This is a genomic window from Gemmata algarum (assembly GCF_034097035.1).
In the GTDB taxonomy this organism is placed as follows: domain Bacteria; phylum Planctomycetota; class Planctomycetia; order Gemmatales; family Gemmataceae; genus Gemmata; species Gemmata algarum.
Genome location: NZ_JAXBLV010000028.1, coordinates 1 through 9,276 on the forward strand (window position 1 = coordinate 1; position 9,276 = coordinate 9,276).

Annotated in this window: 9 protein-coding genes; all 9 read left to right on the forward strand. The window is 67.1% G+C overall.

Annotated features, from left to right (window positions below):
* A partial coding sequence (locus tag R5W23_RS04650; protein WP_320685324.1) for a phospholipase D-like domain-containing protein occupies positions 1 to 1,546 on the forward strand: 1,546 nt, incomplete at its 5' end.
* Between the two features lie 45 nt (positions 1,547 to 1,591).
* Positions 1,592 to 2,119, forward strand: a complete 528-nt coding sequence (locus R5W23_RS04655; protein WP_320685325.1) for a hypothetical protein — start codon at positions 1,592 to 1,594, stop codon at positions 2,117 to 2,119.
* Between the two features lie 189 nt (positions 2,120 to 2,308).
* The gene (locus tag R5W23_RS04660) at positions 2,309 to 3,064 is read left to right on the forward strand and encodes an effector-associated domain EAD1-containing protein (protein ID WP_320685326.1); all 756 of its coding nucleotides are present in this window, start codon (positions 2,309 to 2,311) and stop codon (positions 3,062 to 3,064) included.
* Positions 3,064 to 4,068, forward strand: coding sequence for a hypothetical protein (locus R5W23_RS04665; protein ID WP_320685327.1), 1,005 nt, complete (start codon positions 3,064 to 3,066; stop codon positions 4,066 to 4,068). The genes R5W23_RS04660 and R5W23_RS04665 overlap by 1 nt, the downstream gene beginning before the upstream one ends.
* Before the next feature lie 96 nt (positions 4,069 to 4,164).
* Positions 4,165 to 5,103, forward strand: a complete 939-nt coding sequence (locus tag R5W23_RS04670) for a hypothetical protein (RefSeq protein WP_320685328.1) — start codon at positions 4,165 to 4,167, stop codon at positions 5,101 to 5,103.
* A gap of 100 nt (positions 5,104 to 5,203) precedes the next feature.
* Positions 5,204 to 6,205, forward strand: a complete 1,002-nt coding sequence (locus tag R5W23_RS04675; RefSeq protein ID WP_320685329.1) for a trypsin-like peptidase domain-containing protein — start codon at positions 5,204 to 5,206, stop codon at positions 6,203 to 6,205.
* Between the two features lie 33 nt (positions 6,206 to 6,238).
* On the forward strand, positions 6,239 to 6,808 hold the full coding sequence (locus R5W23_RS04680; protein ID WP_320685330.1) for an effector-associated domain EAD1-containing protein: 570 nt from the start codon (positions 6,239 to 6,241) through the stop codon (positions 6,806 to 6,808).
* A gap of 103 nt (positions 6,809 to 6,911) precedes the next feature.
* Positions 6,912 to 8,411, forward strand: coding sequence for an effector-associated domain EAD1-containing protein (locus R5W23_RS04685; RefSeq protein ID WP_320685331.1), 1,500 nt, complete (start codon positions 6,912 to 6,914; stop codon positions 8,409 to 8,411).
* A 22-nt stretch (positions 8,412 to 8,433) separates the two neighbouring features.
* The coding region (locus R5W23_RS04690; protein ID WP_320685332.1) for an effector-associated domain EAD1-containing protein at positions 8,434 to 9,276 on the forward strand (843 nt) is incomplete at its 3' end.

Genomic DNA, 9,276 nt, shown 5'->3' on the forward strand with positions numbered 1-9,276 from the left:
GCCGGCGGCGATCGGAGAAGCCGTCGCCGCCGCCCGCGAGCGGGTGAAGGGGCCGGCCGGTGTGCTCGCGGTCCGCGACGGGTACCTGTTCCGCAACGGGTGGATCACCCCCGACCCGGCCGTCGTCGTCGTCCTCCGAGATCGTTCGGCGGGCACCCCGGAGTCGGTCGGCCTCCCGGCGGAGCTCCACGGCTTCCCGGTTGACGTCCGGGCGGCGGGCCCGTGGGACGTGGCCGCCGCCGAGGAGAAGTTGGAGTCGCTCGAGGGGCTCCCCCGGACGACCTACAAGAAGCCCGCCGGTTTCGAGCTGGAGGAAGTCACTGAGAAGATGACGGTGACCGTCCACGTCAGCCCGGACGCCGGCTGGCCGACGCTGCGGGAGTTCCTCCAGAAGACCAAGACCGGGCTCGTCGTCGGGATGTACGACTTCACCGCCCCGCACATCATCGACGGGGTGCTCGACGCCGTCCGCGACGAGCCGCGGCGGTTGGCCCTCGTGCTGCAAGAGGGCGAGGCCCTCCAGGGCAAGAAGTTCGACCTCGCCGAGACGGAGACCCTCGCCAAGTACCGGGCGGCGCTCGGGGGCCGGTTCGACCACGCGCGGGCGTCGGTCGGGAAGGGCCGTCAGTTCGCGTCCGCCTACCACATCAAGGTGGCCGTCCGGGACTCCAAGGCGCTCTGGCTGTCGAGCGGGAACTGGCAGTCGTCCAACCAGCCGGACCACGGGCTCGCCGCCGGCGAGACGTCCTGGGACCTGCTGATGAGCCACAACCGCGAGTGGCACGTGGTGATCGAGAGCGCGAAACTCGCCAAGCAGTTCGAGAAGTTCATCCAGTACGACCTGAAGAACGCCAAGGCGGACGCGGCGGACGCGGCGACCGAGGGGCCGGCGCCGCCGGCCGCCCTGTTCCTGGTGGACGCCGCCGTGGAGGAGCGGGTGCCGGCGGGCAAGCCGCGGTACTTCAAGCCGCTGACCGTTTCCCGGGAAGTCCGGGTGCGGCCGCTGCTCACCCCGGACAACTACCAGGAGCACGTGCTGGCGCTGATCGAATCGGCCGAGCGGCGGGTCCTGTTCCAGAACCAGTCGCTGAGCCTGCTCGCGCCGCGGAACGGCGGGGACCAGAACGACCCGCGGTTCGCCGCGCTGGTCGACGCCCTGCTCGCCAAGCAGAAGGCGGGCGTGGACGTGCGGATCATCATGCGCGGGGAGTTCGCCCCGGTGGGCCCGCTCGAGCAGCTCCAGGCGCGCGGCTTCGACATGGGCAAGGTGCGGCTCCAGAACCGGTGCCACACGAAGGGGATCATCGTCGACGGGGCCCGGGTGCTGGTCGGCAGCCACAACTGGACGAACCAGGGGGCGCTGGCGAACCGGGACGCCAGCCTGATTTTCGCCGACGAGGAGATCGCCGGGTACTTCGAGGAGATCTTCTGGTTCGACTGGAAGCACCTGACCCGGCAGAGCGTCGGGGGCGCCGGGCGCGACCGGCCCGGGCGGACGAAGAGGTGCCGGCCGGGATGCGGCTCGTGTCCTGGCGGGAGATCGTGAACGGGGATTGACCGCGGGACGGTTTCACCACTGAGGAGGCGGGGCATGGCGGATCAGACGTTCGGGAAGTTCGAGTCGGTCGAGGCGTTCCTGGAGAGCTTCGAGCGGGCCCGGCGCCAGGAGGGGGAGCAGGCCGTCGAGGAGGCGCTCGGCCTCGAGGGCCGCCAGAAGCGGAAGCGGCGGCCCCCGCGGGGGCCGCGGCCGCGGGAGGTCGCGGAGGTGATCGCCGTGCTGCGGGAGCGGGAGCCGGACGACACCAAGGCGCCGAAGCACCACCACCTCCTCCTGACCATTGAGGAGCTCGTCGACGCGACCGTCGGGGTGGAGGGGGACGTGACCCGGGCGCTCGACACCGGCGAGGACGTGTTCCTGGCCGTGAGGTTCGGCGACCGGATGGGGATCACCGAGCCGATCGACGGGCTGGTCGCGGGGGCCCGGATCCACGCCCGCGGGGAGTGGATCACCCAGAAGCAGGCGACCGACCACGGCGGCCGGGACCTGTCGGTCCTGCACTTCACCCACGACCCGCTCGGGTTCATCTGCGTCGGCGACCCCGAGCTGTGCTTCCGCTGAGGGCACCAAGCGAGTGGGCGTCTCGGCCGAAGGCGACTGGAGAAGAGGCGCCTACCAATGAGTGGGCCAACCCGGACTGCGCGCAGCCTCGGAGTTCGATCCGAGGGACAGGTTGGACCTGGAAATATCTGTCAGTGTAAAGTGTAAGCTACCGGCGCAAAGAATCTCATGTCCGAGTCGGAGCGAGCGATGGGGATCGTCGTTGGCTTTCGGGAGCGGTTCTGTCGGGCCCTATGCGAGGCCTACACCATTCAGGAGCTCCAGCAATTGACCGCTTTCTGCTTAGGCTGTCCGCTTGCGCGCATCGCCGGCGGAAACCTGTTGGACGTCGTTGTATTTGAGTTGGTTGAGTGGGCTGCTAAGCAGCCGCGCATGGCCGACTTACCAGTCCACGCAGCCCAGTTCAAAACCGACCAGCGGGCGAACGTTCCCGACCTCCTCGCACTCCGTACCGAGTTCGAGGCCTACCGTGCGACTGTAATCGAACGGTCGATGCCGCTGTCTCCAACTGAAGCCGTGATCTTCAATGCTGTCGAAGCGCGAAACCGGTCTGTCTTGCTCTCCATTTTGAAGGATATCGCCCTGACCGCATTCATTCCCCCAGACGAAGGGCTGGTAAATGAGCTCGCAGATCTCTTCACCGAGCCATCGCTCCGACCCGCCGTGGTCATCTCGGCCGGCGAATGGCTCAAAGAATCAGGCTCACAGGAGAGAGCGTTACCGCATGGGTGGGTGTTTTGGAGTGTAGCGGCGTACACTTGGGCAAATGAGCTTATGCGCCAAGCCGGCAGATTCGGTGCCCCTGGTGTTGCTGCGATTTGCGCAGCAGTCGCGTTCGACTGGCCAGGAGCCGAGAACTCGCGACGGGTGCTCGCGAGGCTTTACGACGATCATGGAGGGGCGTCAGGGGCGGACGGGATGCCACAAACTGAGGAGAAGCAGTGATGCGTATGTGGAAACTGGTCGCGGCGCTGTTCGCGCTTGCGACCTGGACCGGGCCGGTTTCGGCGGACCCACCGAAGCCGGAAAAGTCGAGGACCGAGGTGCTGCCGGTTGCTGAAAAATGGGGCAACGGGCTCACCGAGGAACAGCTGCTGACCATACCCGATCGCGACACCGACCGGTTTAAGGCCGCGCTGGGGAAGCTGGCGTTCTACGCGGACGGGCCGCGAGACCATGCTGATGAGTTCCTGAAAGCCGTCGGGTACCCGGTCGATGAGCAGGGGCCCGCCTGGAAGCAACTCTCCCCGGCCACCAAAATCGCCCTGGCCGCCAAGCAAGCGTACGTCAAGTCGGAACGGGACGGCCAACTCTTCGGGGCGCTTCTGCAGAAGCAGCTGGCGATGTCCTACCCAAGTTTGAAGCGAGAACCGGAACTGGCCCCGTTCCGGAACGCAAAACTCGACTTGACGGAGAAGCCGCAGTTCACGACGAACCTCACGACCAAAGAACTGAGTGCGACGAAATTGCCGGCCGAGATCGCCAAGGCGGTCATTCACCTCGCGTCGTACGTTTCGTCCGCAGGGGCGGTCACCGATGCCGACCTCGCGCGGATGACCCCGCTCGAACCTTCTAAACAGCTTGAGATTCTTGTGGCGGCCAAGAACAGTCGCGAACTTCTGGAGACCCTCCTCGAGAAATCGCACTTGGAGTTCGCATCCCACTACGAGGCGAAAGAAGCCGAGCTGCTGACCAAGCAGGTTTTTACCAAGTGGATGAAGTCAGTCTCTGACTGCTACCCCGCACTGAAAAAGGAGAAGGAGCTGGTCGCCTGGCTCGGCCCACTCGATCCGCCGAGCGACGCGAAGGGGGAACCGGGTGGGGGTGGAAAGCCGGACGCTCCGAAGGGCGGCGGTGGGCCGTCGTACGATCCCAAGTCGAAATCGGGGATCCCGCGCTCAAAGGACCCAGGGGCTCCGGGCACACGTCCAGGTTTTGGGAGCCGATGAACCGGTCGGCTGAGATGAGCACTTGGCGGAGCCCAACGACGTGTTGAGCCCCGCGGTAGTTTAGCACACCCGCAGACTGGTCCGGAGCTCCTCGTCATGGTTTCGCCTCGCTCACTCTCTCTGGTTGCGGTCGTGGGCTTATGGGCCGCAATCAGCACGGCTCACTCGGACCCGCCCCGCTCGCCAGGCACCACGGCGGTCTTGAACACGGGATCCGACAAGCGCCCCCCCGATGTCGGCGGGGTGCAGTTTGATTCGCGAATGTCGGACAAATTTAATTCCGACGAGCCTAAAGCTGCTGCATTCAAATGGCAAAAAAGCGGGGATTACCGGATCGAACTGACAACCACCGGGGGGGCGACAGGCGAGTTCGGCGATTTGACGCCAACCGAGTTGTGGTGTGCTTATAACTTGGTCCGGCCGTCCAAAAAACTTGTTCAACTCTACAGCAATGATAAGGGCTTCGATCTTTCAAAACCGGAGGATTATCGGGGGCTCGTTACCGCCGTTACGGAAGGAACAGCGGCAACAGCGACTCTTCATCCCGTGCTCCGCGGCACTCCGGTCGGACAGAGCGTTGTCCAGCTTGACCTCTTGGTCGCATGGATGAAGAACCCGCCGGATAATACGAGTGATCTGTTTAATAAATTGCAGAGCAACAACGGTGCCGTTATACCGTGGAAGAAATACGGATATAGCAGGCTTATATGGTACGATGCCGAATTATCGATCCGGGTGGCCGAGAAGCGGGTTCTGGTCGAGGCGGCAGACCGCCCCGCCGAGACCGTCCTCCGGATCCGATTTTGGCATGGGGGCGAGAAAGGACACGACGAGTTTTACGGCTCTCACACTCACCTCGCGTACCTCTTCGAGACGTTTAAGCCGCTCCAAGACGCCGACCGTCTCTGCCGCAGCGTTGCCATTCTGCGGCGCCTACATCAATACAAGTGCCTTCCGGACCTGCCGAGCAGCGTTTTTCCGGAACGGGTATTAATTCCAGACAAGGTGCAGTTCGCGGACTTTATGCCGAAATGAAGCGGTCCAACAAATGAGTACGGGTTATAGACCCTTATTTGGGAGCGCCCTTGGGGGTGGTTGCCCCGCGCACCCGCCCCGATTCCGACCGGAGATCCCGATGCCCCCGCCCGATGCCCAGTTCCGCCGCGAGTTGCGCGAGGCCCTCGTGGAAGCGTACCCCACGCTCAGCGACCTGCGCATGCTGGTCGAGGACACCATCGGGGTGCCCCTCCAGAACGTTACGATGGCCGGTGACATGCCGTCGATCGCGTTCGAACTGATCGGCTGGACGCGGGCGCGGGGCCGGCTCCCGGAGCTGGTCGCCGGGGCCGCCGCCGAGCGCCCGCGGAGCACCAAGCTCAAGGACCTGAGCCGGCGGTTCGTGTTCCCCCACGCCGCCGAGGGCCAGGAGGAGCGGATCGTCCGCGAGGACGTGCCGTTCGAGAACGCCGGCGAGTGGGCGGTCCGGTACAACCGCTGCCGGGTCGCGGTGTGCCGGGTCGAGCCGCAACCGCTCAACGAGAGCAACGCGGACTTCGGATCCGGGTTCCTGGTCGCGCCGGACATCCTCCTGACCAACTTCCACGTCATCGACCACACCGGGTGGAAGCCGGACCGGGTGGTATTCCGGTTCGACTGCGAGGTCGGCTCCGACGGCAAAGAAGCGGCCGGGCGCACCTGCAAACTGGCCGCCGACTGGAAGCTGGGGACGAGCCCGCGGGTGAGCGACGGCGGCCTCGACTTCGCCCTGCTGCGGCTGGCCGAGCCGGTCGGCAACGACCCCCTGCCCGCCGGCACGCGCGGCTGGCTCGCGCTGCACACCCAGCCGTTCCGGATCGGCCAGCCGGTTTTCATCCTCCAGCACCCGGCCGCACGGCCGCTCAAACTGGCGATCGGGACGGTGAGGGACGTGAACCCGTCCCCGGTCCAGGTCTCTTATGACGCCAACACCGAGGGCGGGTCGAGCGGGTCCCCGTGCTTCAACTCCGCGCTTCAGGTGGTCGCCCTGCACCACTTCGGGGGTGCCGACCACAACCGCGGGGTGAAGGCCGAACGCATCCGCCAGGACCTAGCCGGTCGAGCGGAGCCGGTTCTGAGACAGCTCGCCGCCCCGGCGTGACCCGCCAAGCCCGACCACCCACAGGAGACCCACATGAGCCGCCTTTCCGGCCAGCAGGTGAAGCAGCTCCAGCAGTGCCTGCTGTCCAGCTTCAATTTCGACGAGCTATCCCGGATCGTGCAGTTCGAGCTGAACGAGCAGTTCGCCTCCATCGCCCCGCCCGGCACCATGTCGACCGCGACGTTCGAGCTGGTGATGTGGGCCGAGCGCACGGGGCGGACGGCCGAGCTCATCAAGGCCGTGATGGCCGCCCGGCCGAACAGTCCGGACATGGCCGCACTGAGCCAGCTCTTGCCCGCCCAGGCGGGTACTCCGGCTGCCCCGGCCGTCTCCGCAGCGGATCAGCAGCGCCGACTTCGGGGGGCGCTACTCGATCAGTTCCCCCGCCCGGCCGACCTGACAATTCTGGTTGCAGACGCACTGGGCGAGAACATCGACCAGGTGGCCGGCGGAGCGAATCAGACCGAGGTGTGCTTCAACCTTGTTCAGTGGCTGTGGGTGGATAAGCCAGGGCGGCTCCAACTGCTGCTCGCGCGGGCCATGAAGGAGCGGCCGAACAACGCCGAGCTGAAGGCTCTGAAACAGGAACTCGATGCGGCCTGATCGTCGGCCGCCGGACGGGAAGGGTCGCAGGTAGTTGACGAGACGTCGCGGCGGTCCGACTTACTTCGCACGAACCCCGAACCGGATTGGGAGCTGCCGAGTCATGAGCCCGATGACCGAGAACCAAGCCGTGCCCGCCGAGCAGGCGCTCCTGACGGAAGCGGCGGAGCGAGTGCGAGCGGTCGAGTCCCTCGACCTTGAGGGTATTGTGCTCCGACTCGGCCGACCGGTACTGGCGGTCGAGAACGATGACATCTCCGGCAGTGTTGGGGTGGTTTGGGAGTCCCGGCTCGGTGCTACAGGGGTCCGGGACACACTGCGGCGTATTATTCCGGCGGTCGGGCGCATCGAGGTTGATAACCATCCGGATTCGCCCTATGTGGGGACCGGGTGGCTCATTGCGGACGACATAGCGGTCACCGCCGGGTTTGTTGCCGAGCAGTTTGCCGTTGCGAGTGGTCCACGATACGTGTTTCGGCCGGGCGCTCCAAATCCGCTGAACCTGATGGTGGCCAGACTCGACTTTAAGGTCGAACGGTTATCGGTCTCTCCCCGAACGTTCGCCGTCCGCGAGGTGCTGCACATCGACGCGACTAACACGGAGTCGGTCGCGTTCCTCCGGCTTGAACCGTTCGGCCCGTACGGCCCGCTCTCGCCGCCCCTGCGGTTGTCGGCACAGCCGCCCGCAGCCGGCCGGCACGCCGCCGTCATCGGCTACCCGGCGGCCGACGCGCGAATGGACCAGACTCTGGTGAGGCGCGTGTTCGGCGACGTGTTCGACGTCAAGCGCGTTGCCCTCGGTCAGATCACCGGGGTGGCGGGCGCCACCGTCCGCCACGACTGCATGACGGCCGCCGGCACGGCCGGCGCCCCGATCGTGGATCTGCTCACCGGCGAGGTCGTCGGCATGCACCTCGGCGGGCGGCCGTTCGGCGAGAAATTCGGGGTGACGGCGGCGGTGATCGCGGCCCGGTTCGAGGCGGTCCGGCAAGCCCCCCGCGCCGCCGTTCCGGCCGCCGCCGCGCCGTGCGCGGTTCCGGAATCGTCTGCCGTCCCGGCCGCAGACGAGTTGATCGCCGCCCTTCTCGGGGCGTTCGGGTTCGACGCCCTTGTGCGGCTCGCCGCAAACGAGCTCAAGGTCGATCTGAACGCGATTTCCCCAAGGGGCTCAACCAGCGACGCGATCGAGGCACTCGTTCGGTGGGCACAACAGAACGGCCGCATCGGCGACCTGTTCGCGGCCGCGTCCGTGCTGCGGCCGAACAACCCGCAACTCGCGGGCCGCCCGGTGGGCGTGCCCGGCAACCCCACAGCGGCTCACGAACTTCGCCAGCGCCTTCGGGGGCTGTTGCTGGACCAGTTCCCGAAGCGATCCGATCTGTCCATGCTGCTGGACGACGCTGTCGGGGTGGACCTCGACACGGTCGCCGCCCCGGCCGACGAATTGGAGTCCGTTTGCTACAAGGTCGTGAAGTGGCTCTGGATCGATCCGAAGGACCGACTTCGCCCGGTTGTCGAACTGGCCGCGGAGCGGCGGCGCGCGAACACCGAATTGCGGGCGCTGCTCGCGGAACTTCCCGAGGCCGAGGCGCCGGTACATTGATCCCTCACAGGAACCCCGCCCCATGCCGCCGACCGCCACACTCCCGCTCGCCGCCGTGCTCACCGGCCCCCAGATCGGGGAGCTGGCGCACATCCTGTGCCGGCTGTTCGACCTCGGCGAGCTGCGGCGGTTCGCGCTGTTCCGGCTGGACCTCAACATGGATGAGGTCGCGCCCCAGAACGCGACGCTGCCGGTGGCCGTCGAGAGCCTCATCACGCTCCTGCTCCGGCACGGCCGTATCAGTGAGCTCCTGGACCACGCCACCACCGACCGCCCGAACGACGACGCGCTCCACCAGTTCGTGACCCGGATGCAGAACGGTGCCGGGGCGGTCCCGGTGCGCGAGCAGGTGCGCGAGCTCGTGGAGGGGATCGCGCTCGCGACCAAAACCGCGCGGGACGACCCGGCCGCCCAGGCGCGCCTCACCGCCGCGCGGGACCGGTTCCAGTTCACGCGCACCGAGCTCACCCGCTTGGCCCGGTATAAGGCGCTGCACGACTGCCTGCACGCGCTCCAGTTGCAGCTCGCCGCGGTCGCCCTCGCCGCCCGCGCGTTCCCGGCCGACCCGGCGTCGGCGCGCGCGCTGGCCGCCCTCGCCGAGCAGCTCCAGCGCCAGGCGCAGCGGGCCCGCCGGTCCACGACCGGGCTCACGAACGGGGCCGCCGAGCTGGAGTGGGTGGACGATTTCGACCAGGCGCTGGGCGAGGTCCGGGCCGCGCTCCGCCCGGCCACGCACCCGCTGCCCGGGGACCGCCCGGCGGCCGAGCGGCTCCGGGGCGCCGTCGACGCCCTGACCCGGCTCCCCACCCAGGCCGTCCGGCTGAACGAGCAGCTGGTCGCCGCCGCCACCCGGCTCGGGGAGTGG